Source organism: Rufibacter sp. XAAS-G3-1, assembly GCF_013623775.1.
Taxonomy (GTDB): domain Bacteria; phylum Bacteroidota; class Bacteroidia; order Cytophagales; family Hymenobacteraceae; genus Nibribacter.
The window spans coordinates 1-24,090 of sequence record NZ_JABFAM010000026.1 but is presented as its reverse complement, the minus strand read 5'-3'; the positions used below and the strand labels follow the sequence as shown (position 1 = coordinate 24,090).

Sequence of the window (24,090 nt, the reverse complement as noted above, 5' to 3'; positions counted from 1 at the left end):
CTCTGTGGGAGAGGGGCCGGGGGTGAGGTAACATATAAACTCATGGCTTTAAACAAATACAGCGGCATCTACACCAAAGACGACAGCCTGCCGGCCTCCCAGGCCATGCTGATCGGCTCCGGTATCCCGGAGGCGGATCTTCGGAAACCGTTTGTGGGCATCTGCTCCACCGGCTTTGACGGCAACACCTGCAACATGCACCTCAACGACCTCGCCGACGTGGTGAAGGAAGGCGTGCAGGCGCAGGATTTGGTAGGACTTAGGTTCAACACCATTGGCGTGAGTGACGGCATCACCAACGGCAACGCCGGCATGCGCTATTCATTAGTGTCACGGGAACTGATCGCTGATTCCATTGAGGCCATGGCCGGTGCCCATTACTATGACGCCCTGGCCTGCGTGGTGGGCTGCGACAAGAACATGCCGGGGGCCCTGATGGCGATGGCACGTTTGAACCGCCCCGGCATGATGGTGTACGGCGGCACCATCAAAGGCGGGAACTTCAAGGGCCAAAAATTAAACATCGTGTCCTGCTTTGAGGCCTACGGCCAGAAACTGAACGGCAACATCTCAGACGAGGATTACCGCGGCATCATCCGCAACGCCTGTCCGGGGCCAGGGGCCTGCGGCGGCATGTACACCGCCAACACCATGGCCTCGGCGGCCGAGGCGCTGGGCATGTCCCTGCCGTATTCCTCCTCCTCCGTGGCCGTGAGCGACGCCAAAAGAGAAGAGTGCCTAAATACCGGCGAGTACCTGAGGAACCTGTTGGAGAAAGACCTCAAACCCCGTGACATCTTAACCCGCCAGGCCTTTGAGAACGCCATGGTGCTCATCACGGTGCTGGGCGGCTCCACCAACGCCGTCATCCATTTGATCGCCATCGCGCATGCGGCGGGCGTGAAACTGACCCTGGAAGATTTCCAGGCGGTGAGTGACCGGGTTTCCTTTAGAGCAGACCTCAAGCCCAGCGGCAAGTACCTCATGGAAGACCTTTCCGCCATAGGTGGGGTACCGGCCGTGATGAAAACCCTGCTGAACGAAGGGCTGCTGAACGGTGATTTGCTTACCGTGACCGGCAAAACCATCGCCGAGAACCTGGAGAACGTGAAACCGCTGGGCGAGGAGCAAGACTTGCTGCGCCCGCTTTCCAACCCCATGAAGCCCGACGGCCACATTCAGGTGCTGTACGGCAACCTGGCCACCAAAGGGGCCGTGGCGAAGATCACCGGCAAAGAAGGCGTTCGGTTCGAGGGCCCGGCCGTGGTGTTCAACTCAGAGGAGGAACTGAACGAAGGCATCACCTTGGGCAAGATACAACCCGGCCACGTGGTGGTGATCCGGTACGTGGGCCCAAAAGGTGGGCCGGGCATGCCCGAGATGCTGAAACCCACCTCGGCCATCATTGGGGCCGGACTGGGCGATAAAGTGGCGTTGATTACGGACGGCCGCTTCTCCGGCGGTACCCACGGCTTTGTCATCGGGCACGTGTGCCCCGAGGCCTATGAGGGCGGCACCATCGCGCTGGTGGAAGACGGCGATTGGATTGTGCTGGATGCCGCCAATAACACCATGGACGTGCAGGTAGACGAGGAAGAGTTAAGCGCTCGTCGGGAGAACTGGAGAAGACCCACCCCCAATGCTTCGCAGGGAGTGTTGCTGAAATATCTAAGGACGGTGAGCGATGCGAGCCACGGTTGTATCACCGATTTACAGGAAGAAGCCTATGTTAACGCAAGAGAAACCAGCCCCAGCCTTGCCTGAAACGGCCACCGTGATCAGCGGAGGTCAGGCCTTATTGCACGCCCTCACGGTGGAAGGCGTGGACACCATCTTCGGGTATCCCGGCGGGGCCATCATGCCCATCTATGACGCGCTGTATGACTTTGAAGGCGATCTCAAACACGTGCTGGTGCGCCACGAACAAGGCGGTATCCACGCCGGACAAGGGTACGCCCGTTCCTCCGGCAAAGTAGGCGTGGTGTTCGCCACCAGCGGGCCAGGGGCCACCAATCTGGTAACCGGCCTCGCCGATGCCCAGATAGACAGCACGCCGCTGGTCTGCATCACCGGCCAGGTATTCGCGCATTTGTTGGGTACCGATGCCTTCCAGGAAGCCGATGTGATTGGCATCACCACGCCCGTGACCAAATGGAATTACCAGATCACCGATGCCACCGAGATTCCGGAAGTGATCGCCAAGGCGTTCCATATTGCCCGCACTGGTCGGCCCGGCCCGGTGTTGATTGACATCACCAAAAACGCGCAGCTGCAGAAATTCAGCTTCCAGGGGTATAAAAGATGTGACCACATCCGCAGCTATCGGCCCAAGCCGATTGTGCGCAGAGAATACATTGAACAGGCTGCCGCTTTGATCAACAGCGCTAAAAAGCCGTTCGTGCTGTGGGGGCAGGGCGTGATGCTGGGTTCGGCAGAGCAGGAGTTTAAAGCATTTCTGGAGAAAACCGGCATTCCGGCCGCCTGGACTATCATGGGAGCGGGGGCCTTGCCCAGCGACCATCCGCAGAACGTGGGCATGTTGGGCATGCACGGCAACTACGGCCCCAACGTGATGACCAATGAGTGCGATGTGCTCATCGCCATAGGCATGCGCTTTGACGACCGCGTGACGGGCAGATTGGACAAATACGCCAAGCAAGCCCAGATCATCCACCTGGACATTGACCCCGCCGAGATAGACAAAAACGTGAAAACCACCGTGCCCGTGTGGGGCGATTGCAAAGAGACCCTGCCGCTGCTCACGCAACTGGTGGAAGCCAAACAGCATTCTGAGTGGCTGGCTAAGTTCCGGGAGTTTGAGCAGAAGGAAATAGATGCGGTGATCAGAGAAGAGCTGTTCCCCACCTCAGAGGAAATGACCATGGGGGAGGTGATTCAGCAATTGAACGAACTCACCAAGGGCGAGGCCATCATTGTGACAGACGTGGGCCAGCACCAGATGGTGGCCTGCCGCTACGCCAAACTGAACCACACCCGCAGCAACATCACCAGCGGCGGCTTGGGCACCATGGGCTTCGCGCTTCCGGCCGCCATTGGGGCCAAATTTGGCGCACCAAACCGCACCGTGGTAGCCGTGATTGGCGACGGCGGCGTGCAGATGACCATCCAGGAACTGGGCACCATCATGCAGAGCGGCGTTGACGTGAAAATCCTGATCCTGAACAACCAATTCCTGGGCATGGTGCGGCAGTGGCAGGAGCTCTTCCATGAGCGGCGCTACTCTTTCGTGGATATCACCAGCCCCGATTACGTGCAGGTGGCCAAAGGCTACGGCATCCCCGGCAAGAGCATCAACCAGCGTGAAGACCTGACCGGTGCCCTGCAAGAAATGCTGGCGCACCCCGGTTCCTTCCTGCTGGAAGTGATGGTGACCAAAGAGAACAACGTGTTCCCCATGGTGCCGCAAGGCTGCAGCGTGAGCGAAATCAGATTAAAATAACGGTGCCTAACCAAGAAGACCATGCCTGAACAAGCGCCCATAGAAAAGGAAGAATACAACATCACGGTGTACACCGAGAACCACGTAGGGTTACTCAACCGCATCGCCATGATTTTCACCCGCCGCAAAATCAACATTGACAGCCTCAACACCTCGCCCTCTGAGATTGAAGGCATCCACCGCTTCAACATCGTGATCAACGAGACCGAGGAAGTGGTGAGCAAAATTGCCCGGCAGATTGAGAAGCAGGTAGAGGTATTGAAGGTGTATTACAACACCAACGAAGATGTGATCTGGCAGGAAATGGCGCTCTACAAAGTGCCCACCGACGTGATCGCCGAGAAAGCCAAAGTAGAACGCCTGCTCCGCGAAAACGGCGCGCGGGTGGTGGTGATCCGGAAAGACTACACCGTCTTTGAAACCACCGGCCACCGCGAGGAAACCGACAACCTGATCAAAGTTCTGCAGCCCTTCGGGTTGATTGAGTTCGTGCGCAGCGCCCGCATTGCCATCATCAAAAGCAGCGACGGCTTCAACCGCAAACTGCGCGAATTCGAGCGCACCGAGCCAGGGCAGGAGGTAGTGGAAAACGAGTTCCTGAACAGCCGCGAGAAGGTGTTTAGCATGTAAACCTCACCCCCGGCCCCTCTCCCACGGAGAGGGGAGTGTTGGAGGATGCGTTTTGGAGCTGTTTTCTACGGAACAGGCTAAAAACGGAGGCGCATAAAGAAAGCTGGCGCGAGGCTAAAGTCTCGTGACAAAGGATGAAGCGGGTCTCCAGACTCGCCGGGAACCACGGGCAAAACACGGGAGTCTGGAGACTCCACGCATCCACCGGCACGGGTCTGGAGACTCGCGCCAGAAGGAAAGTGGAAATCCTGTTTACTGTTTCCTCGGTCTGCCAGGGGACAGACCGAGGAGAGTTAGAAGTAAAACCTGTTTTAGGCCTGTTTTTCAAAAATAAGGCCTAAAACGCAAAAGTACAAAGCTCCCCTCTCTGTGGGAGAGGGGCCGGGGGTGAGGTTTCACCTCCATGAACCAAGTAAATCAACTAACAACCCATATTAACAAACAGTAAAATGGCAAAAATCAATTTCGGCGGGGTAGAAGAAACCGTTGTCACCCGCGAAGAATATCCGTTGGCAAAAGCCTTAGACAAATTAAAAGACGAAACCATTGCCGTGATCGGCTACGGCGTGCAAGGCCCGGGCCAGGCATTGAACATGCGCGACAATGGCTTCAACGTGATTGTGGGCCAGCGCCAGGATTCCCCGTCCTGGGAGCGCGCGAAAAGAGATGGTTTTGAGGAAGGCATCAGCCTGTTCTCCATTGAGGAAGCCGCTGAGCGCGGAACCATCCTCTGCAACTTGTTATCAGATGCCGGCCAGATTGCCGTTTGGCCCACCCTCAAAGAGAAACTGACTCCGGGTAAGACCTTGTACTTCTCGCACGGTTTCGGCATCACGTTCAAAGAGCAAACCAACATTGTGCCTCCGGCCGATGTGGACGTGATTCTGGTGGCCCCCAAAGGCAGCGGTACCAGCCTGCGCCGCCTGTTCCAGGCCGGGGGCGGACTGAACTCTTCCTTCGCCGTGTTCCAGGATGCCACGGGCGAAGCCTACGAAAAAGCGATAGCCATGGGCATTGGGGTAGGTTCTGGTTACCTGTTTGAGACCGATTTCAAAAAAGAAGTATACTCTGACCTTACCGGAGAGCGCGGCGTGTTGATGGGCGCCCTGGCCGGAATCATTGAAGCCCAATACCAAGTGTTGCGCCAGCGCGGGCACTCCCCGTCTGAGGCCTTCAACGAGACCGTGGAAGAACTGACCCAAAGCCTGGTGCCCTTGGTAGGCGAGAACGGCATGGACTGGATGTTCAGCAACTGCTCCGTAACCGCCCAGCGCGGTGCCCTGGACTGGAAAGGCAGATTTAGAGAGGCCACGTTGCCGGTATTGAATGAGCTGTATGACAGCGTCGCCTCCGGCAAAGAAGCAGAGCGCACCATCCAACGCGGTTCTACCCCCGGCTACCGCCAGGAACTGGAAGCCGAGCTGAAAGAGGTGCGGGATTCTGAATTATGGCAGACCGGTGCCGTGGTGCGTCAGCTCCGCAGCAAAGCGGAAGTTACCCAGGAAGTTTGATTTTAAATGATTCTTCTCTAGGAGATGATTCTCCCCTTGAGGAAAGATAAAGAGGGGAGTCTACAGTAGGGACAGGGCTTGACCTGTCCAATACGGTGGCCGAAGCTTCCTACAGAGGGGAAAAATGGCACCTGCAGAAAGCGCAGACCAGCAATGCGTGGGGACAGGTCAAGCCCTGTCCGTACGAACCAGCAAATCATCCTCAATTGGGAAATCCATTTATACCTGTTTTCGGCCTGAATTTTAAAAATCAGGCCGAAAACAGCTTTTCACCGAACCAACATGCAGAAAGAGACAGCTTCCTTAGAAACCGTGGTCTCGTTAGGGAACGTGGAGAAAGCCGCCAACAACCTTAAAGGCGTTATTTACAAAACGCCTTTGATGAAGAATCTATGGCTTTCCCAAACGTATGATGCGGAGGTTTACCTGAAGCGCGAAGACCTGCAGGTAGTTCGTTCTTACAAGATCAGGGGCGCGTATAATAAATTGTCTACGCTTACCGCTGAGGAAAGCGGGAAGGAAATTGTCTGCTCCAGCGCCGGAAACCACGCGCAAGGTGTAGCCTATGCCTGTCAGTTGTTGGGCATCAAAGGGTATATCTTCATGCCCGCCCAAACCCCGGCCCAAAAAGTAAGCAAAGTGCGCCTGTTCGGGAAGGAGTGGGTGGAGATAGTGCTTACCGGTGCCACGTATGACGATACGTTTAAGGCCGCCAAGGATTTCTGCGACGAACGCGGCAGCACCTTCATTCCTCCGTTTGATGACTTGGCCGTGATAGAGGGACAGGCCACCGTGGGGCTGGAAGTTTTCAAGGAGGCCGATTTTGCCATCGATTACCTGTTCATGCCCATTGGCGGCGGCGGGCTGGCCTCGGGCGTTTCCAGCGTGTTTAAGCAATTGAGCCCCCAAACGAAGCTCATTGGTGTACAGCCGCTGGGCGCGCCGTCTATGTACAATTCCATCAAGGAAAACCGGCGGCAGACCCTCCAAACCATTGATTCTTTTGTGGACGGGGCGGCGGTGAAATGTCCGGGGGCGTTGACCTTTGAGATCTGCCGCGACTTGCTGGATGACATTGTGCTGGTGCCCGAAGGCCAGGTCTGCGAGGACATCCTGCGGATGTACAACGAGGAGGGCGTGGTCTTGGAACCCGCGGGCACGCTGAGCATTTCGGCCTTGAAGTCTTTTGCCGAGGAGATCAAAGGCAAGAACGTGGTCTGCGTCATCAGCGGCAGCAACAATGACATTACCCGCATGGAGGACATCAAGGAACGTGCCCTTCGGCACCAGGGCCTGAAGCACTATTTCATGGTGACCTTCAACCAGAAGCCGGGGGCCTTAAGAACCTTCGTGAACCGCGTGCTGCACCCCGAGGACGACATCATCCATTTCCAGTACATCAAGAAAAACAACAAGGAAAAGGGGCCGGTTTTTATTGGCGTGGAGGTGAAGCAACCACAGGACGTGGAGACCATCAAAGCACGCATGCGGGAGGAAGGTTTTGCCTATGAGTACCTCAACGGCCGGCAAGACTTCCTGAACCTGTTTGTGTGAGCGTTAGTTTTAGTTTGTTTATAGTTCGTTTAATGTGTGTTGAATGCCCCGCCCCCGCAAGGAGGCGGGGCATTCGCTTTTTACGGCTGTCCCGTTTTTAGGCTGTTTTTAGAAAACAAGCCTGCAAACGGACTGTTGGACGGTTACTTGCCGGTAGCCCCCTCTGTCCTCCTGAAAGCATCTTGGTGGCGAACGGCAATTACGTTTACCCAGACGCTTTTCTAATTCGCCCACAAGATCCTTTCAGGAGGACAAAAGAAGGGAGAGTATTTCTGTACCCATGCGTCTTCTTGTAACCCCTCTGTTTAGAGCCTGATTTTCAGAAAACAGGCCAAAAGAACAGGCTTTCCCATTTCCCCAAAACATTGCGGTAACGAAAGGTTCACAATAAGGTAACGCCTCCTTTGCCGCGTCTCAGGAACAGGCAAGGTACTTTTGTACAGCAAAAACTTTGTTCAAGACATGCTGACGCAAGTGTATCCGGCTTCCAGCCGAAAAGGTCAATTAAACCTGAAAAGACACCTCTTGCACGCCTTCAACCTCGGCGGAGATTCCTATCACGCGCCCCCTTCTACGGCACTTCATCCTTTACAGAAATCAAAACCATGAAAACACGTTTACTGCCTCCTACCAAGAAGAGGTTAACCCAGTTCCCCAGAAAAATGCTTTTGGGTATTTCCTTTTTAGCGTTGGGCCCCATGGCCGAGGCGCAGGTACTTGCCAGCAATAAGGAACTCAACGATCTGGGCCAGGTGCCGTCGGCCACCGGAACCCCCGCCCCCCAGCTTGCCCAGCAAACCGAAAGGGTGAGAATCACCGGTACCGTGGCTTCCGCGGAGATGGGCACCATGCCGGGGGTGGTGATTACGACCAACGGAACCGCCGTGGGTGCCACCAATACTGACGGCACCTTCACCATACAGGTGCCCAAAGGGGCAGAAGTGGTCTTCTCCTTCGTGGGTTACACCTCGCTCAGAAGAACCTTCGCCCAGAACGAGGCAAACGTTTCCGTGACTTTGGTGCAAGACAGCCAGCAGCTTTCTGAGGTGGTGGTGACGGCCCTTGGTATCAAGCGGGAGCAGAAGGCACTGGGGTATGCCACCCAAACTGTCACCAGCGAAGCGCTGACAGACGCCATGCCCAACAACTTCGCGCAGGCCTTGTCTGGGAAAGTGGCCGGTTTGAACCTGGTTTCGCCGGGCTCGGGGCCGGTGAACTCCACCAGGATCAGCCTGCGGGGCGATAACTCCCTGAACCCGGGCGGTAACAATGCCCTTATTGTTCTGGACGGCGTGCCGATGAGCAGTGAAATGACCAGTTCTGGGACAGACAACGCCTACGGGGCCGGTTCTGGGGCTGACATTCCGGTGGATTTCGGGAACGGGATCGCCGACATCAACCCGAATGACATTGAAAGCATCACCGTACTCAAAGGCCCAAGCGCCGCCGCCCTGTACGGGAGCCGGGCCGCCAACGGGGCATTGATCATTACCACCAAATCGGGTGCCCGCCGAGACAAGGGAATTGGCGTAACCGTGAATTCCAACCTCAGCTTCAACAATGTTCTGAAATGGCCCGCTTACCAGTATGAATACGGCCAGGGAACCGGGAAATCCTTCAACGCCGCAGGCGAGCCGTATTATTCGTATGGCGCGTCTGAAGACGGGGCCAACACCGGGGGAACCAGCAGTGCCTTCGGGCCCAGGTTTAACGGCCAGAATTATTACCAGTATGACCCCACGCGGGAAGGGCAGTCGGCGGAAAGACAGCCATGGAGACCGTACCAAGATAACATCAAGGGCTTCTTCAGAACCGGCTACACCCTCACCAACAACGTCGCCCTGGAAGGCGGCGGCGAGAATGGGTCGGTGCGGGCCTCCCTCACGCACTCTAAAAACGAGTGGATCATGCCCAACACCGGTTTTGAGCGTCTAACGGCCGCTCTGAGCATGAACCAGAACATTTCCAAAAGGTTAAAGCTTAGCTCTAAAGTCAATTTCACCAACAAGAAGAGCGATAACCTGCCGGGCACGGGCTACAGTAACCAGTCCATCGCTTATTTCATGATCTTCCAGAATCCCAACGTAGATCTGGCCTGGTACGAGCCCCGGTGGAAAGCGGGGCAAGAGCAGCTCCAGCAGGTGCATCCGTTCAGTTCTTTTATAGATAACCCGTATGTGATTGCCCATGAGATGACCAACTCGCTCAACAACTATTCCTTGGTGGGTAACCTGGCGGCCACCTATGAGTTCTCGCCCAAGTGGGACGTGCTGGTACGATCGGGGATTGATTTAACCGCCGAAGACCGGGCCATGCGGCGTCCTTTCAATACCGCCAACTTCCCGTACGGGTACTACAAAGAGCAAAATATCTTTGATTACGAGATCAACACAGACGCTTTGCTGACTTATAAAGAGCAACTAGGGAGCAAGGTAGAGGTAAGGACTTCCGTGGGGGGTAACCTGAGAGACCAGCGATACCGCGGTACGGACGGTGTGGTGGACGGTTTGGTGATTCCGGCGGTATACAAACTTTCTAACGGGGTGGGCAACGCCATGATGACCACGCGCCACCGGAACCGGAAAGTGAACAGCCTGTACGCGCTGGCGGCCTTCTCCTTTGAGGACAAGATCTTTGTAGACCTTACCGCCCGTAATGACTGGTCCAGCACGCTGCCAAGACAGAACAGCTCCTTCTTTTATCCGTCTGTCAGCACCAGCTTTATCCTAACCGATCTGTTCAGGCTGCCTACCGCCATTTCCTTTGCGAAGCTTAGACTGTCGGCCGCGCAGGTGGGAAGTGACACAGATCCTTACCGAACCAGAAAATACTACGGCCAAAGCGATTTTGCGGGCTCAGGCTCGGTGCCCACCACGCTCCACAACATCGGTTTCAAACCAGAGATCACCACCAGTTATGAGGCTGGTATGGAGTATATGCTCTACAACGGCAGAATTGGGATAGATGCCACGGTTTATAGAAACTACACCAAAAACCAGATCCTGGAGATACCGGTAGATCCTACCACCGGCTATACCCGGGCCGTGTTGAACGCCGGTAAAGTAAGAAACCAAGGGGTAGAGCTAGTCTTGAACGCCAAGCCCATTGACCTAGCTGATTTCAAGTGGAGATCAACGGTGACCTGGTCTAAAAACAGCAACAAGGTGCTGAAACTGGCCGATGGGATAGAGGATCAGCAGGTATTGGGCGTAGGTGGTCAGGCTTCCATCATTGCCAAGGTGGGCGGTACCACCGGTGACATCTACGGCTTCGGTTTTGTGCGGAGCCCCGAAGGGGAGATTGTGTATGACAACAGCGGTTTGCCTGCCTACCCCCAGGAAGTACAGTACATTGGCAATGCGTACGCCGACTGGAAAGGCGGTTTCCTGAATGAGTTTTCGTATAAGAATTTCAGGTTCAGCTTCCTGCTGGATGGTTCTTACGGAGGCATCATCTATTCCCAGACCCACCACAAAATGGCTGAGCAGGGCAAACTGGAGCACACCCTCATGGGCCGCGAAGAAGGCTTTATCATTGGCGATGGCGTGGTGTTGAACGGCGACGGTACTTACACCCAGAATACCAAGAAAGTAAACCCCGCTGACTACTATGTCAGGTACTACCGCCGCGCCAACGTGGAGTCCAACTCCTTTGACGCCTCTTACCTGAAACTGCGGGAAGTTCGGCTGGAGTATAACCTTCCCCAAGCGCTCTTGGCCAGAACCAAGTTCTTCAACGGCGCCAGCATCGCCCTCTACGGCCGTGACCTGGCCATGCTGACCGATTTCCCCATGTTTGACCCCGAGACAGCTGCCCTGAACGGGAACAACATCATGCCGGGCATTGAAATGGGCCAAATGCCTTCAACCAGAACCATGGGCATGAACGTGACCCTTAAATTCTAAGCAAACCTCAGAATCAGTCCTTTCCCATTAACGTGTCAGAACTGCCTTCAGGCCATACAAGCCGGCTGGCAGTCCGCCTAAAGAACTAAAAATCATGTTATCTATAAAGAAAACCATTGTAGTACTTGTCGCGCTTGGTACCTTCTCTGCCTCTTGCACCGATGATTTTGAAGAGGTCAACACCGACCCCAACCGAATTGAGCTGATCAGCCCAGGTACGTTGCTGAACCCCATCCTCTATGAGATGAGCAGCTTCAACGCTCGCCGCAGCGATGACTTCACCTTTGCTTTGATGCAGGTAGCCCTGCCGTTTCCCAGTGCTTCCGGCGGCATACACCGCTATGACGTGACCGAGAATTCCGGCAGCTCCACCTGGACTACCTATTACCGCTGGCTAACCAACATCAAGGAAATGCACGCGGCGGCGGTGAAAGCCAATGACCCCAACTACGAGGCCATCGCGCTGACGTTAAACGCCTGGGGGTATTCGCTGCTCACCGACAGCTTTGGCGACGTGTCCATGGTGGAGGCCGCCCGCGGCGATGAGGGCATCCTGTATCCCGCCTTTGACACGCAGAAAGCAATCTACACCAAAATCCTGGCTGATCTGGAGACCGCCAACGGCAAGTTTGATCCGGCCAAAGCCATGGTGTACGGTGATGATATTCTGTACCGCAAAGACGTGGCCAAGTGGCGCAAGTTCTGCAACTCTTTACGCCTGAGGTTGTTGCTTAGGGTATCTAAAAGGGAAGAGATGAACGCCGCCGCCAAAATGGCGGAGATCATCACTAACCCTACTTTATACCCGGTATTCACTTCTAACGCCGATGCGGCCATTTTGCAGATATCCGGTATTCCGCCCTTGATTTCTCCCTGGGGGCGGGCAGTGGATTTCAGAACCGGCCGGGCCGCCTCTTCTTTCTTCATTGATCACCTGAATGCCCTGAATGACCCCCGCCGGGCCAGGTTCTTCACCCAGGCCACCTCAAAAGACGGCAGGACCCAGGTGGGCTACAAGGGCATCCCCAGCGGGTACGAAGGAACCGATACCCAATTCGACTATGCGCCTTCTACCTTCAACATAGCCCTGGTGACGGCTCCTATGGTCACGGTGCTCATGCCCTACGCCGAGGTGGAGTTTATCAAAGCGGAACTCGCGCAGAAAGGCATAGCGCCCGGCGATGCCAAAGCCGCGTATGAAAAAGGAGTAAAGGCCGCCATTGAGCAATGGGGCGCCGTCATGCCCGCCGACTATTTCACGAACCCCGCCGCTGCTTACCAGGGCACCTTGGAGCAGATCATGCTGCAAAAGTACCTGGCCTTGTTCTTCGTGGATTACCAGCAATGGTTTGAGTACCGGCGTACGGGTTACCCGGTACTTCCCACCACCAATGCCATGCTGAACAACAAAGTGGTGCCGGTGCGCTTCAGATACCCTACCACGGTGCAAACCAACAACGCGGAGAACTACAAGAAAGCCGTGGAAATGATGGGCGGCGATGACATCAATACCAAGGTTTGGTGGGAAAAATAAATTTAAACAAACCATGTACTACTTGCCACCCTCTGTTTTTTCAACACGCATTCCGTCCTCCTTTGAAGGCCTAGGATGACAGGCGGGTTAAAGAGCCAGCAAACTTAGCCATGATGCAGGGAAGAATAATTCTCGGGAATGCCTGATCAGCACGAGAAATCATCCCCCTACCCCCTTCAAAGGGGGACGATCAGATACCGTTCTTCAGCATGCTGGGCTTCTGGGGTAGGATCAGCCTCATAGGGAGGATCTGCCATGAATAGGTGCCGTTAGCATAACTGGATAATTAGTTACTGGAATTAATAGTGAGCCAGCTAATTCCCGAGTTCACGGTAACTAGCTTACTGCGCTTCATCCAACTATAGCGCAGTAGGTTTAGCTACTTTTCCTTATACTTACGAGCATGTTTATAACCAAGCCAACCATGAGAATCGTAACCCCTTTTACCCTGCTTTTCTGCTTCTTCATAGGCTTTCACGCCCCCGCCATGGCCCAACAGCAAATCACCCTTACCAAGTACACCGTCAAGCCCGGCGCAACGGAAGCAGGCCAGGTAGTAGTTTCACCCGCCGCCAAAGGCAAAGCGAAGGTGAAACTGGTAGGGGCGTCTGCTCATCTGTTTACGCTGGGGAAAGACCATACCCTGAAAGCAAAGAAAGCCATTTCTGAACCTTGGGTGGATGTGGTACTGGCCGTAGGGCAGGGGCCAAGCACGGTACAGGACACCTTCCGGCTAGTGAAAGACGAGTTCATCACCAACCGGGTCATCGCCCACCGGGGCGCCTTCAAGAACACCGGGGCTACCGAGAATTCCATTGGTGCCTTGCAACACGCCATAAAGTTGGGCTGCGCCGGAAGCGAGTTTGACGTGCACATGTCCGCAGACTCGGTGCTGTTTGTGCACCATGACCACGACGTGGATGGTATTCATATTGAGAAAACCCCCGCCGCAGAGTTGATAAAACTGAAGCTGCCCAACGGCGAGAATTTGCCCACCTTAGAGGCCTATCTGCAAGCCGGACTCCAGCAGAACAAAACCAAGCTGATTCTGGAGATCAAACCCTCGTCCCTCAGCAAAGCGCGCGGACAGGCGTTGGCGCGGAAAGTGGTGGAACTGGTGCAGAAACACAAGGCCCAGGGCTGGGTGGACTACATCAGCTTTGACTATGACATCCTGAAGAAAGTGCAGGAACTGGAGCCGTACGCCAAAGTAGCCTACCTCAACGGCGAGAAAGCCCCCGCTGAGTTGGCCAAAGACAAGATGTACGGTTTTGATTACCACCAAAGTGTCTTGCAGAAGAACCCGCACTGGATTGAAGAGGCACACCGGCTAGGCCTCACCGTCAACGCCTGGACGGTTAACTCTCCCGACATGATGGACTGGCTTCTGGAACGCAAGGCCGATTTCATCACCACCAACGAGCCGGAATTGCTGCTGGAAAAAGTAAGGAAGCTGGCAACGGAATAACCGCTTCCTTTAGCCAAGATTATCTGGTAAGAGAAGCCATCTTTCTCTTTTTGTCAACCTTTCTCTATCTACCATCTTTCCTCTTTTTGTCATCCTGGAAGGATCTTGTAGGCAAACTAGACGAACGTTCAACCAAAACGCTACTCCCGTTTCTGGCCTGAATTCCCTAAAACACCCCTAAAACGGGAATGCTGCAAAAGTGCTTGTACCGGGCATCTTTTGTCCATTCATTCATTCTCTCAATCATTCAATAAATACATGTTTAGAAGAAAGCCGTCGGCGGAGGCCAAACAGATCAAGATTGAAGTGACCGGCAGGTTTGGGAAGGTATATTCTGAGGCGCTGGCGGTGTAGATTATTTTTGGTTTTTAAGCAGGCGGGGCACGGAGATCTTGATGATGTCCGTGCCCCGTTTCTCTTTTAGTAGGTAAGAGGGTCAGTGAAGTAGATGTATATATTTTGTAGTTAAAATATACCTACCTTAGGTTCAACATGGCGGGCGATGGCTGGAGAGAAAATTACCTAACTGTACGTTAAGATGAAAACTGGTTTTCTTTTATCTCTTCTGCTCCTGACAGGAAGCTTCGCGGCTGCCCAGGATTCTACTTCTACAACCGATAGAAAGGCGTACATATTTCTTGGCAGTACGGTGCCGCTGGCCTCAGATCAGGATAATGTCTTCAACGTGGTGGTGATGGCCCAGACCAAAAACAACCTGAATATTGCTGCCGGGTTTTATGGCAGAACCTTCACAGATAAAAACTTGGCCGGGCTCAAGTTTTCCCAATACAACCGCCCCATCCATGATTTAAGGGAGATGAACCTATCAATGGGGAAAATGGTTTATCTGGGCAAAAAAGGTTTTGTGTCGGGGCATGCGGGGCCGTCACTGGTGCGGTATGACATGCCGGTGAACATCAGGCAAACACATTCGGGCGGTTGGAAAGGCACTTCGTCGCTGGCTTTTGAAGAAAAAACCTATTTTTTGCTGGGCTTTACTGCCCGGGCAGACCTGGCCTATTTGCCCCTTTACGATATCAGGTTGAGAAAAGACGCCAAAAATGGGGTAGACATGGGGCTGAACATGGGAGGCTTGGTAAACTGGAACCGAAAAATCACTTCCTGGGGCCTACACCTTGGGTTGGTGTTTGGGCTAGGAAGTTAAGGGTTCCTTCAGGAGAGGTAAACCCCAGGCAACTTCCGCCTTATTCTTCTTTCCTGTCTTCGGGTACCTCCTCCAGATGCACGTAATACCGCGTGATTTTATTCCATTGCAAGGCCTGGAACCCGGCCCAACCACCTTCAGAGATGAGGGTGTTCAGGATGGGGCGGTCACCAGCCTGTTCTCCGGTGTTGTTTGGTTTCTCGTCCCGGCCAATCTCCATGCCCATGATTGTGGTGCCCTCGCGCAAGACCCTAAACGTACTGGTGGCATCGTCTGTGAAAAAGTGCTTTACCTCATCGCCATCGGCTGCATCTTTCTGAGCCTGGGGTTTGGGGCAGGGGCGCACTACAAATTGGGCGGCATCTTCTTCCTCCACCACTTCAATGGCCGTCACCCAGTTCTCAATAGGGGTAGCGGGTAAAATGATCTGCATAAAATCACCCACCTGTATTTTAGAGGCGGCAGATTTGTTCCCGTGTTTGTCATAAAGCTGGAAAGTAGAATTAACACCCGTCAAGTTAGACCAGCTGTTCACGTCAAACAGTTTCTGCTTGGTGCGCGTGAACTCCCGGCGGGCGGTGGTTTCATCGGGGTACGTGTTCTCGTTGTAGAAGAATTTGTCTTTGGACTCCTCGCCCTTCAGTACTTCCCACTCTTTTTTGATCTTGTTCAGAAAATCAGTAACGGCCATCGCTCTTCGGTTTAGTCTGGGTGAAATGTGTTTACCAGAGAGCGTACGCAACAGGGCCGCCCAGGTTAAGCAAAGCACCTAAGTACAATCCTGTTTTAGGGCTGATTTTTGAAAGTAAGGCCAAAACCAGGCAGACAAGCGGGCTTCCTGGGTTTACCGCTAAAGTGCAGGGTGGGTTTTGGGGCCGATTTTCAGGAAACAGGCCTAAAACAGCCTTACTTCGCCGGAGGCCCCTGCGCGATGCCGTCCAGCACCGGCCTGATCTGGTTGGCCTGTTGCATCATGTGGTACAGTTGGTCGGTTTGGCCGTTTTGCAGGCACTGGTGGAAATGTTGGAGGTGTTTGATGTACTCGGCCAGGGCATGGCTCAGAAAATGGGCGTTCTGCTCAAAGATGGGTGCCCACATGTCGGGCGAGCTTTTGGCCAGGCGCACGGTAGACGCAAAACCAGAACCGGCCAGCGTGAAGATGTTGCGTTCGTCTTTCTCCACGTCCAGCACCGTTAAGCCCAGCAGAAAGGAACTCACGTGCGAGAGGTGCGACACGTAGGCCACGTGTTTGTCGTGCTCCTCGGGCGGCATGTAACTGGTTTTCAGGCCTAACACGGAGAACAGTTCCAGGGCGGTGGAAAGGGCGTGCCCGGCAGAGAGTTCTTTCTCGCAGATAATGTTCATCTTGCCCTGGTACAAGCCTTCCAGCGCCGCCGTGGGGCCCGAGTACTCGGTACCGGCAATGGGGTGGGCGGCCACAAACTGGGAACGGTTGCGGTGCGCCCGCACGGCTTCGCAGAGCAGGCTTTTGGTGGAGCCCAGGTCAATCACCACCGTCTGGGGCGGAACCATCTCCAGCAAGGCAGGCAACAGCTTCTGGATGGCCGAAACCGGAATGGCGACCAGCATGAGGTCAGAAACAGCGGCGGCTTCGGCTAGCGGCAGAATTCGGTCTACCAAGCCAAGTTCCAAGGCCCGGGCCGCGTTCTGGGGGTTTTGTTCCACGCCAATCAGCTCCTGCGCGAACCCTGCTTTTCTGATGTCTAATGCTGCTGAACCGCCAATAAGCCCGGTTCCTATAATGGAGATGGTTTTCATGTGCTTAAGCGTACTCTCAGTAAAAAACGAAGGTACTATAACTTTTCTGATCGGCTTTCATTTGTGCGCAGGCTTTGGCACCGTAAAAAGACAGCTTCCGTTTCTAGGCTGTTTTTCTGATATTAGCCTTGAAACGGAAGCTGACCTGATGGAGGGAAATTGAACTGGGCTTATATTTCTGCCATGTAGGGTTTGTACTCAGGATGCCGCTTCACGTAGGCCTCCACCACCGGACAGGAGGCGATGAATTTGAGTTGGTTGCCTTTCACGTATTCCATGGCAGATTTCACCAACTCATCGGCAAGGCCTTGGCCGCGGTGGTCTTCCGGCACGTAGGTATAGTCTAAATCCAGTTCGTCCTTGTGGGTGCGGGAATACGTAAGCTCCGCCTCCTCCCCGTCTAGGTCTATGTAGAACCGAAGGTCATCTTCGTCATGAATCACATCTTGCTTGCTCATAGGGGTGCGTTTTTTGAAGGATATACGGCCAAAGCGCCCCTGTTGGCGAAATTCAGTATTTACTCACGTTACAAACTCCATGATTCCAGCAACAGAATAGGAGAGGGGGCGGTAAAAGAAACAAGCTCTAAGAGGAAAATTTCACCCTGCCTACCCAGATACCATGAATTACGTAGACCTTCTGCTGCTGTTTATTCTTCTCTCCAGCCTTTGGACGGGTTGGTACCGGGGCTTTGTGTACGGCGTGTTAGATTTGATCAGATGGGTGGGGAGCCTGCTCATCGGTTTGAGTCTGTACCCGTACGTGGCGGAGTGGCTGGGCAAGTTGGTGGATTGGAACGAACTCTGGCTGCTGCCCATCTCTTTCTTTATAGTGGCCATGATGGCCAGCATCTGCATTCAGGCTTTAGGGGCCTGGGTGCTTACCAAATTGCCCCGCTCCATCTACCAGAACAAAGGCAACCAGGCACTGGGCCTGCTGCCCGGCCTGCTGAACGGACTGGTGACCGCCGCCATTGTGGTGTTCCTGCTGACTGCCTTTCCGCTGCCCCAAGGGGTGCAGGAGGAAGTGCAGGAAAGCGCCCTGGCAACCCGCATGTCTGACTATACCGAGAAAGCCGAGATGGCGCTTACGCCCGTCTTCGGCGAAGCCATGAACCGAACCATGCGCAAGCTTACGGTGCAGCCTGGCTCTGAGGAGATGATTGAGTTACCCTACAAGGTGACCAAGATGCAACCCAGGCCAGACCTGGAGGCCGAGATGCTGGAACTGGTGAACCAGGAACGCGCGAAGGAAAACCTGAAACCCCTGGCCGCCGATACTTCCCTGCGCCGCGTGGCCCGCATGCACGCAGAAGACATGTTCCGCCGCGGTTATTTCTCCCACTACACCCCCGAAGGCTGGAGCCCCTTTGACCGCATCCGGAAAGCGAAAGTACCGTTCAGACTGGCGGGCGAGAACCTGGCGTTAGCCCCCACCCTAGACATTGCGCATAATGGATTGATGAATTCGCCGGGGCACCGCGCCAACATCCTGCGCGACCGGTTTGGCCGGGTAGGCATAGGCGTGTTGCAAGGCAGCGACCGACGTCTGATGATCACCCAGAACTTCAGGAATTGAGAAAGAAGCCGCTCCCGTGTAGAAGCGGCTTCTTTGTTTGGTAGTCCTTAAAAACTTGAAAAGTAATGATTTCACTAGCTCGCCTCCGGCTAGTGTGAGCAACCCACGGCCTCTGGCCGCTAGGGAGGGCATTACGGTCAAATAGCATAAAGACTTTCAGTTCCTGTTTCGGGCTTGTTTTTCCAAATACAGGCCAGAAACAGGGCTTCCTATACCAGAACCAGTGGCTGCGGGTAACCCACACGCGGCCGAGAGGCGAGCGAGTGCTTTTCGTGCCATTTACCCCGCCGTTCGTGCCATTGTTGGCAATTTGGTTTTACTTCCTTTCTGGTACCTTGATTAAGGTATTGGCGGCGATACGGTCAGTAAGGAGCATGCCGTTCAGGATAGCCAATTCCTCAAAACGTTTGCTGGGTACCTTATAGGACTGGAGCACCTGAGACAGGGTTCCCGGCGTTTTTACGGTTTTAATGCGAATGACCTCGGGTTGCCGGTTGATCTTCTCCTGGTCGGTGAGTGGGCGGAAGTTCTGGGCGGTGACGCTGAACGCCGGGAAATACGTGTTGAAGTCTGTGGCAACAGCAATACCGGTAATGTTGTAGATCATACCCCCGTATTGGATAAAGTAACTCAATGCCTGAATGGGCGCAGCTTGCTGCTGTTGCGGAACCTGTTGCTGCTGCTGCTGCGGTGCCTGTTGGGCGATCACCGCCAAAGCGGGCAGGCCGTTTACGGTTACCTGCTTAGATTCTACCGCCTGAAGCTGGTTTGCCTGGAGCATCTGCTGGGCGGCGGCTTCCAGGGAAGTGCCTTGGGCCAAACGCAAAAACAGCAATGCCTTGCCATCTGCGGGGGCCATTTGTACCTGCTGCGGCGAGTTTTGGAGATTCCAGTTAGCCGGAACCGGAAATTGGAATTTCAGGTCTGGATGGTAGAAAGTGCTGTTCTCTACAAAACCTTGTCTGGGGTCTTCGCCATAGATGAGCCCCTCAATCATTCTAAGATAGCTGTCCCGGCCTTCCTTCAGGTTGGTGGCGTTGGTTTGCTGTTTCCATTGCTGGGCCAATTGGTGCACCGTGGTGTAGCGGTTGCCGGGGTTAGGGTGCGTAGACTGCCACTCGGGGATCTCGCCCTGGCCGGCCTGTTCGCCCTGCCGCTGCAGGGTCTGGAAGAAATCGGCCATGTGGCTGGCGTCATAGCCAATCTTGGTGGAGTACTCCACGCCCAACTCATCTGACTGGCGCTCATCGTCCCGCCCGAATTTCAGGAACAAAAGCCCGGCTCCCTGAGAAAGCTCGTTCGCGTATTGGGCTAAGGTAGGAGAGGCAATCATGCCGCCCATGAGAAGTACCTGGGTTAAGGTAGATTTGCTTTGCTGCTGCGCTGAGTGCCGCGCCGTAATGTGCCCAATCTCGTGCCCCAACACCCCCGCGAACTGCGCCTCACTGTTAAAATGCGCCATAATGCCGCGGGTAAAGTACACGTAACCCCCGGGTACGGCAAAGGCATTCAGGATGGGCGAGTCCACAATCTTGAATTCGTATTTTAAGTTAGGGCGGTGCGAAATAGCAGCCATCTGAGAGCCTTTCTCCTGAATGAACCGTTGCAGCGTGGGGTTTTCTACCAACCCGTACTGGGCCACAATCTGAGGGTCTGACTGCAGGCCCATGGCTACTTCCTGTTCTTCAGACACAAAGTTAATGTCCCGTTTACCGGTAACCGGGTTGGTGGCGCAGGAGTTGAACAATACTAGAGCCGCAACGGCCAGACTATAGGAAATATGTTTTTTCATAGCGGTAGGGATTAGGAACAAGTACTAGTGCGTGCAGCGCTTACAGGCGTGCCGGAAGTACTGCTCTTTGCAACGTTTTTAGAAATTATAGGTTACAATGGCTTATTTATAGGATTATACTAGTATGTAGTGTTTGCATACTAGACACGTAAGCCTAAGAAATGCGCAGCAACCCACCTCAACTTCTCCCAGGCTCTTCTGGTAGAGGTTTGGACGGCAGGCGAGAAGGCGTTTTCAGGCTGTTTTAAAGAAACGGGCTTAAAACGGACGGAGCTTCACGTGTAAGGAGAGGGAAGAGCAGAGGGGGCTCTTTAGAGGACGGGAGCATTTGCCGGAGGAAGCAAGTCCAGGTACGTTTGCTCTTTCCAGCGCATGCGGTAAGCGTTCATGGCGGTGGTGCCCAACTTTTGGAGTAAACGGTAATTAACCACGGCACCCACCGGTGCCCCAATGATGGGAATCAACTGGGCCAGCTTAGCCAGGTCAATGTAGTCGCGGTATTCTTGCTGGAAGGTGCGCCAGTCAAACTGGTTTATGTCCTGGGGCAGATGGAGTTTCTGGGTTTCCCAGTCTACCATCTGCAGGTAAACCTCGCGGCGCTGTTGCGGGCTGCTGAACGCCAACTGGAAAATGTGCAACAGGTAAATCCGCTCGCGGTAATCTTCTGCCGCGTGGCCGTACAGCGCCGCCAGGTCAAACAGCATCTTCAGTTTAATGCTCAGCAGCAGCGGGAAATCGGCGAGGCCGAGCAATATGCCGCCCGCGCCCGTAATGCCCCCTTCGGCGGCGGCCGTTTTCTTGTAGAACTCAATCCGTTCCCGCGCCATCGTCTCTTTTAGCTCCAGCGTAGCCTGCGGAAACGATTTGCCCGTGGTGAACTTCGCCCCGAACAGCACTGCCCTGATCATCTGTTTGATGGCTGCGGTAATGGCCTGGTGGACTTTCTCTGGGATGTAACTGTTCAACTTCTGCTGCATGCCCCTGGTGAAGTGGTTCATCAGAGAAGGTTCCTTCAGCATCTGCTGCTGCCAGTCGCGCAGTTCCTGTAGCACCTTTTCTTCATGGGCAGATAACGTCATAGCGGTGGTTGGCTGGGTTAAGTCTCTGCACGAAGAACGTGCTTTTAACTGAACAGACCAAAAGCCAGGCATACGCGTAAAGGTCTGGCGCAGGGCAAAAAAGCAGGAGGGAAAGGCAAAAGTAAACTGGGTTAGCGTTTTTAGAAGCCTGTTGTAAGAGCTTGTCTAAATTTGAGGTTTGCAGCGCAAAGATGAAATTTAAACAAGCTCTAAGGCAGCTCTCTAGTACAACCTAAACGATTACTGGTAGGTTAATACTATGCCGTTGCAGTGGGTTTTCACCGGTAACAACTATACGAGAGGTAATCAAGACAGTCTTTTATTCTTTAGGAAGCACTAGTTCACGCGTTTGTTGGGGTTTCGTTTTAGGGCTGATTTCAGGAAAACGGCCTGAAAAGAGAGACTTTCTGTAGCCAAGGCGAAGCTGCTGTGTTTGCAGAACAGAATGGCGAACAGTACCCAAGTGGGAGTATCCGCAATGTTTTCCGGATGGCCTGGGAGAAGCCTGACTCTAGCCCAAGGCGATATTACTCTAAGAGATTCTTTCGCCACGCTTTTGCTGGAACCGTGTGCAACCTTTAGGTACATCCGAGCCTTGCTGGGGCACCGCTCGCGCATAGCAGCAAAAAAATCACGCAGGTTATCACCCCACCTTGGCAAGATCACCAGTCTGCTTGATAACTTGTGAAATATCTATATATTAACAGGGTAGTGGAACGAATACCTTCCCTGTACTACCCGGAAGAGCGAAAGACATGTGCTCACCTCCGCACATAGTGCAAATAAGCGTATGTTGACGTATACACTGTAGTTGGGTGTCATTGTAGAAACTTTTTACCAGCTGGCAACGCAGAAAATTATCGGCTAAACCGTAAAAATATCTGCAGACCTTGCAAAATAATTATCGGCTAAAGTATTAGATTACCTTAGCAAAAGTCAGGTAACGCCGCCCGACTTTGACCAGCAAAAGTTGCAGAAGCGCGAAAGTAGCAGGATAAGTAAAAGAGGAATTGACCTTGCGTTTGAGCAGAATTTATCTGCAATGCGCGTAACCCGACTTTCAACTTGCGATTCTGGCCTCGTTTTTAGAAATAAAGCCAAAAACGTATTGGCAGCAAAACTATTTATTCCGCCCGGCCAGCCGTTTTGGGCTCGTTTCGGTAAATCAGGCCAAAAACAGAAAAATTAATCAGCAAGCACAAAGAAACAACGTCACCCAACAACACCTAAACGTCAGCCTACGGCCGACGGCCTCGCCCGTCGTTTAGCCTAGCCCGTTACCCGCAATTGAAAAAATAAAATTCTGGAATCGCGCAGGAGCAACCTCGCCGACTTCAGAAATAGAAAAAGATTAGCCTCGGCGACGCGCACCGACGGTCGCAAAATGCGCGGAAAGAATTTATCGGCAGCGCGTGCAAATCGACGGACTTGCGTTTTCGGGCTCATTTCCGGAGAACAAGCCAAAAACAGAGATTACCGATTTCGGAAAGCAGAAAAAATCGGACAGAATTCACCGACTTAAAAATGATTTGCGATTAGAGGCTGTTTTTCCGAAATCAGGCAAAAACCAGGAAAACTAGCATCAGCAAGAAAAGCAGAAGAAAAGAACAACAGCGGGTAACAATGTGTAAAAGGCAGCTGGGTTTCCCTGCGGCCGACGTTCCATTGCTTCCTGCCACCGGTCTGCCGTCCGACATGTCCTGCGGACAAGTCTCCCAGCCGACCTTTTACACGAGGCCGTTGTGGGGCATTTTAAATATATAAAATTGAAAAAGTATCTAATCCTGATTTTTACTGTTCTATTGTACAGTTGCCAAACAGAAGGCTCGAAAGAGAAAACTGTTACTTCATTGGTAAATGAGGTGCAAGAACAACCAACGGTAGCAAAACCAAGTGAGGAGTTTGAATCATATCTTAAGCTCTTTCCAAAAACGCAGCTCCCGATAATAATTAAAGGTTGTTACATTGAAAGAAAAGGTCTAAAAGAATTTGACGGGAATGAATTCAAGTCCTACGAAGACCAATACTCACTCAGCTACAAAAGCATTCCGACAAACGGTGATTACACAGCGATAATATCACTTGGAGCCGCTGATTGTTACCTTCCAATTCTAACAACTTTCAAACCAAATGGTGAGAAGATTGACAGCAAGACAATTGCGATAGGTTATTGTGGGTCGGATTGCGGTTATACTTGTGAAGAGTTCATGACTATAAGAAAAGATTTTTCTGTTTATGTATCGGACACAATTACTTCCGCAGAATGTGATACATTAAGCAACATAATACCTGGAACAACTGAAAAATATGTGATTTACAAAACAGGGAAACTTCTGCAAGACGGCAGGATTGAGTTGACAGAAGAGATAAAGAAAATACTGAAATAAAAAAACGCCCCACAACAACACCTAAACGTCATGCTTCGGCCGACGGCCTTGCACGTCGTTTAGCTAAGTACGAAATCTATGATGAAAGCAAGGGTTTCGCTCTAAATAATATTCAATCTCACCTCATAGGGAGTTCCTCTTTTGACAACGGCCACTGCTTGATGCAGTAGCTTATTTCTTACGGCATTTAAGACGCTCATTTTGCTCTTGCCCTCCCTGACTTTCCTTTCAAAGTAAGTCCTCATCTC

General features: G+C 53.3%; 17 protein-coding genes. 12 read left to right on the top strand and 5 right to left on the bottom strand.

Annotated elements, in window-relative coordinates; all coding sequences use genetic code 11:
* The first annotated feature begins 42 nt into the window (after nucleotides 1-42).
* The 9 genes from ilvD to HHO50_RS20230 all read left to right on the top strand — a co-directional run bounded on the left by ilvD (nucleotide 43) and on the right by HHO50_RS20230 (nucleotide 15,227).
* Nucleotides 43-1,764, top strand: coding sequence for a dihydroxy-acid dehydratase (ilvD, locus tag HHO50_RS20270; RefSeq protein WP_181308958.1), 1,722 nt, complete (start codon nucleotides 43-45; stop codon nucleotides 1,762-1,764).
* Entirely contained in the window at nucleotides 1,727-3,460 is a 1,734-nt protein-coding gene (gene ilvB, locus HHO50_RS20265; RefSeq protein WP_181308957.1) for a biosynthetic-type acetolactate synthase large subunit, read from the top strand. The genes ilvD and ilvB overlap by 38 nt, the downstream gene beginning before the upstream one ends.
* A 21-nt stretch (nucleotides 3,461-3,481) precedes the next feature.
* On the top strand, nucleotides 3,482-4,090 hold the full coding sequence (gene ilvN, locus HHO50_RS20260) for an acetolactate synthase small subunit (RefSeq protein ID WP_181308955.1): 609 nt from the start codon (nucleotides 3,482-3,484) through the stop codon (nucleotides 4,088-4,090).
* Between the two features lie 449 nt (nucleotides 4,091-4,539).
* The gene (gene ilvC, locus HHO50_RS20255; protein WP_181308953.1) at nucleotides 4,540-5,601 is read left to right on the top strand and encodes a ketol-acid reductoisomerase; all 1,062 of its coding nucleotides are present in this window, start codon (nucleotides 4,540-4,542) and stop codon (nucleotides 5,599-5,601) included.
* Nucleotides 5,602-5,883: 282 nt separating this feature from the next.
* Nucleotides 5,884-7,155 carry a threonine ammonia-lyase IlvA gene (ilvA, locus tag HHO50_RS20250; RefSeq protein ID WP_181308951.1) on the top strand — a complete coding sequence of 424 codons (1,272 nt, stop codon included), beginning with the start codon at nucleotides 5,884-5,886 and terminating at the stop codon, nucleotides 7,153-7,155.
* Nucleotides 7,156-7,760: 605 nt separating this feature from the next.
* The gene (locus tag HHO50_RS20245) at nucleotides 7,761-11,060 is read left to right on the top strand and encodes a SusC/RagA family TonB-linked outer membrane protein (RefSeq protein ID WP_219921613.1); all 3,300 of its coding nucleotides are present in this window, start codon (nucleotides 7,761-7,763) and stop codon (nucleotides 11,058-11,060) included.
* 94 nt (nucleotides 11,061-11,154) lie between these two features.
* Entirely contained in the window at nucleotides 11,155-12,594 is a 1,440-nt protein-coding gene (locus HHO50_RS20240; protein ID WP_181308949.1) for a SusD/RagB family nutrient-binding outer membrane lipoprotein, read from the top strand.
* Nucleotides 12,595-13,018: 424 nt separating this feature from the next.
* The gene (locus tag HHO50_RS20235; protein WP_255478840.1) at nucleotides 13,019-14,062 is read left to right on the top strand and encodes a glycerophosphodiester phosphodiesterase family protein; all 1,044 of its coding nucleotides are present in this window, start codon (nucleotides 13,019-13,021) and stop codon (nucleotides 14,060-14,062) included.
* 538 nt (nucleotides 14,063-14,600) lie between these two features.
* On the top strand, nucleotides 14,601-15,227 hold the full coding sequence (locus HHO50_RS20230) for a hypothetical protein (protein ID WP_181308947.1): 627 nt from the start codon (nucleotides 14,601-14,603) through the stop codon (nucleotides 15,225-15,227).
* Between the two features lie 40 nt (nucleotides 15,228-15,267).
* Here HHO50_RS20230 and HHO50_RS20225 read toward each other — a convergent pair whose 3' ends face one another.
* The 3 genes from HHO50_RS20225 to HHO50_RS20215 all read right to left on the bottom strand — a co-directional run bounded on the left by HHO50_RS20225 (nucleotide 15,268) and on the right by HHO50_RS20215 (nucleotide 17,464).
* The gene (locus tag HHO50_RS20225) at nucleotides 15,268-15,918 is read right to left on the bottom strand and encodes a hypothetical protein (RefSeq protein WP_181308945.1); all 651 of its coding nucleotides are present in this window, start codon (nucleotides 15,916-15,918) and stop codon (nucleotides 15,268-15,270) included.
* Nucleotides 15,919-16,133: 215 nt separating this feature from the next.
* Nucleotides 16,134-17,006: a prephenate dehydrogenase gene (locus tag HHO50_RS20220; protein WP_181308943.1), complete on the bottom strand. Its 873-nt coding sequence runs from the start codon at nucleotides 17,004-17,006 to the stop codon at nucleotides 16,134-16,136.
* Nucleotides 17,007-17,176: 170 nt separating this feature from the next.
* Nucleotides 17,177-17,464: a GNAT family N-acetyltransferase gene (locus HHO50_RS20215; RefSeq protein WP_181308941.1), complete on the bottom strand. Its 288-nt coding sequence runs from the start codon at nucleotides 17,462-17,464 to the stop codon at nucleotides 17,177-17,179.
* 163 nt (nucleotides 17,465-17,627) lie between these two features.
* Here HHO50_RS20215 and HHO50_RS20210 point away from each other — a divergent pair, with 163 nt between their 5' ends.
* Nucleotides 17,628-18,584 (top strand): CvpA family protein, encoded by a 957-nt coding sequence (locus HHO50_RS20210; protein ID WP_181308939.1) that lies wholly within the window; start codon nucleotides 17,628-17,630, stop codon nucleotides 18,582-18,584.
* 316 nt (nucleotides 18,585-18,900) lie between these two features.
* Here HHO50_RS20210 and HHO50_RS20205 read toward each other — a convergent pair whose 3' ends face one another.
* On the bottom strand, nucleotides 18,901-20,376 hold the full coding sequence (locus HHO50_RS20205; protein WP_181308937.1) for a M48 family metalloprotease: 1,476 nt from the start codon (nucleotides 20,374-20,376) through the stop codon (nucleotides 18,901-18,903).
* A gap of 311 nt (nucleotides 20,377-20,687) precedes the next feature.
* Nucleotides 20,688-21,455, bottom strand: coding sequence for an EcsC family protein (locus HHO50_RS20200; protein ID WP_181308935.1), 768 nt, complete (start codon nucleotides 21,453-21,455; stop codon nucleotides 20,688-20,690).
* 970 nt (nucleotides 21,456-22,425) lie between these two features.
* Between HHO50_RS20200 and HHO50_RS20195 the strand changes: the two genes are divergently transcribed.
* Together HHO50_RS20195 and HHO50_RS20190 are read left to right on the top strand one after the other, a co-directional pair.
* Nucleotides 22,426-22,644: a hypothetical protein gene (locus HHO50_RS20195; protein WP_181308933.1), complete on the top strand. Its 219-nt coding sequence runs from the start codon at nucleotides 22,426-22,428 to the stop codon at nucleotides 22,642-22,644.
* Between the two features lie 577 nt (nucleotides 22,645-23,221).
* Nucleotides 23,222-23,842, top strand: a complete 621-nt coding sequence (locus HHO50_RS20190) for a hypothetical protein (protein ID WP_181308931.1) — start codon at nucleotides 23,222-23,224, stop codon at nucleotides 23,840-23,842.
* The last annotated feature ends 248 nt before the right edge of the window (nucleotides 23,843-24,090 follow it).

Bases quoted from the DNA above. Each gene is read 5' to 3' on its own strand.
- ilvD (WP_181308958.1), top strand. From the start codon at position 43: ATGGCTTTAAACAAATACAGCGGCATCTACACCAAAGACGACAGCCTG.
- ilvB (WP_181308957.1), top strand. From the start codon at position 1,727: ATGTTAACGCAAGAGAAACCAGCCCCAGCCTTGCCTGAAACGGCCACC.
- ilvN (WP_181308955.1), top strand. From the start codon at position 3,482: ATGCCTGAACAAGCGCCCATAGAAAAGGAAGAATACAACATCACGGTG.
- ilvC (WP_181308953.1), top strand. From the start codon at position 4,540: ATGGCAAAAATCAATTTCGGCGGGGTAGAAGAAACCGTTGTCACCCGC.
- ilvA (WP_181308951.1), top strand. From the start codon at position 5,884: ATGCAGAAAGAGACAGCTTCCTTAGAAACCGTGGTCTCGTTAGGGAAC.
- HHO50_RS20245 (WP_219921613.1), top strand. From the start codon at position 7,761: ATGAAAACACGTTTACTGCCTCCTACCAAGAAGAGGTTAACCCAGTTC.
- HHO50_RS20240 (WP_181308949.1), top strand. From the start codon at position 11,155: ATGTTATCTATAAAGAAAACCATTGTAGTACTTGTCGCGCTTGGTACC.
- HHO50_RS20235 (WP_255478840.1), top strand. From the start codon at position 13,019: ATGAGAATCGTAACCCCTTTTACCCTGCTTTTCTGCTTCTTCATAGGC.
- HHO50_RS20230 (WP_181308947.1), top strand. From the start codon at position 14,601: ATGAAAACTGGTTTTCTTTTATCTCTTCTGCTCCTGACAGGAAGCTTC.
- HHO50_RS20225 (WP_181308945.1), bottom strand. From the start codon at position 15,918: ATGGCCGTTACTGATTTTCTGAACAAGATCAAAAAAGAGTGGGAAGTA.
- HHO50_RS20220 (WP_181308943.1), bottom strand. From the start codon at position 17,006: ATGAAAACCATCTCCATTATAGGAACCGGGCTTATTGGCGGTTCAGCA.
- HHO50_RS20215 (WP_181308941.1), bottom strand. From the start codon at position 17,464: ATGAGCAAGCAAGATGTGATTCATGACGAAGATGACCTTCGGTTCTAC.
- HHO50_RS20210 (WP_181308939.1), top strand. From the start codon at position 17,628: ATGAATTACGTAGACCTTCTGCTGCTGTTTATTCTTCTCTCCAGCCTT.
- HHO50_RS20205 (WP_181308937.1), bottom strand. From the start codon at position 20,376: ATGAAAAAACATATTTCCTATAGTCTGGCCGTTGCGGCTCTAGTATTG.
- HHO50_RS20200 (WP_181308935.1), bottom strand. From the start codon at position 21,455: ATGACGTTATCTGCCCATGAAGAAAAGGTGCTACAGGAACTGCGCGAC.